This is a genomic window from Bradyrhizobium sp. 142 (assembly GCF_023074015.1).
In the GTDB taxonomy this organism is placed as follows: Bacteria; Pseudomonadota; Alphaproteobacteria; order Rhizobiales; family Xanthobacteraceae; genus Bradyrhizobium.
The window spans coordinates 1-1315 of the sequence record NZ_JADPKQ010000353.1; the positions used below are offsets into that span (position 1 = coordinate 1).

Consider the following 1315-nt stretch of genomic DNA (forward strand, 5'->3'; position numbering starts at 1 on the left):
CCATAAATCTGCCGCGCATGATCGTCTCCACCGATTCGAGATGATAAAGTGAATCATCAGACCCCCTCCGTGGCGAGGGGGTTTTTCAGCAGACTGCTAAAGCGAACAAACGGTTTCACATATGTAAATGCGGGAACGACCTCGCAGCACTTTAGCGTGGTTGCATCATTTCCGATTGGTCCAGTACCGGACCATGGTCCGAGCCTTCAAGCGTCGGAGTGGGGCTTCTGCAACATGCGTGAACACCGAACTCCAACCGTCGACGCCGCTGCGCTGCTGTATGAGCACCTCGAATGGCTCACTTCTCAGCGCTCCGAATTGGAAAACCCTCGCGCCAGGGTGCGCGGCAGAGCGGAAAACGACAGCGCCATGCCCAAGGCGGAAGAGAGCTATCGCCCAAAGTTGGTGACGGCGGGAATCGGGAAGGCGGCATATCGTGGGGGTGCTTGACGCCTCCACTTCTCCACCGAAGGAGCGATATGCCGTGTCCAACGATAACGTCATCCAGCTGATTCAGCCAGGAATCTTCGACGACCAACTCACAGAAGTCTTGCGCAGCGGGGCACGTGCCCTTCTCGCCAAGGCGGTCGAAGCCGAGGTCGCAGACTTTCTCGGCCAGCATGCCGATTTGAAGACCGCAGACGGTCACCAGCGCGTCGTCCGCCACGGCCACCTGCCGGAGCGCGAGGAAGGCCGCAAGGAACTGGTCGGCTTCACCGATGGTGCCCGCGAGAGCGCGCACGACTGGCGCGATCTGCTGCTTGATCTGAAGCGGCGCGGGCTCGACGTGCCTCCGCGGCTCGTCATCGCCGATGGCGCACTCGGCTTCTGGAAAGCCGCCGGCGAGATCTGGCCGAAAACGCGCGAGCAGCGCTGCTGGGTACACAAGACTGCAAACGTGCTCGCCAAGCTGCCGAAGAGCCAGCAGCAGAAAGCCAAGCGCGCGTTGCAGGAGATCTGGATGGCTGAAACGAAGGTCGCCGCCGAGCTGGCGTTCGACGCCTTCATCGAGAGCTACGCGCTGAAATACGAGAAGGCGGCCGACTGCCTGAGCAAGGATCGAGACACGCTGCTCGCATTCTACGACTTCCCGGCCGAGCACTGGAAACACTTGCGGACGACGGATGAGATGGACAAGCGATTTTTTCATTATCGAGATGACGCTTGCTGGAAATCGCGTGCGTCCATTCTTTTGTTCGGCCGCGCCGCAGGCCCATTCTTCCGTCCCGGCCATCAATCTTGCAGCCGCCGCGCGCAGGGGCGGTCAAGGCTGGCCGCACTTGCGGCCACCGCAAGGCTTGGCCTTGACCGGGCT

Annotated in this window: 1 protein-coding gene; it reads left to right on the forward strand. The window is 61.1% G+C overall.

The genetic code is table 11. The annotated features are described in order from the left end of the window. Window positions 1–484: 484 nt before the first annotated feature. Window positions 485–1315 (forward strand): transposase (locus tag IVA82_RS32955; RefSeq protein WP_247493699.1); only part of this gene is annotated, 831 nt, incomplete at its 3' end.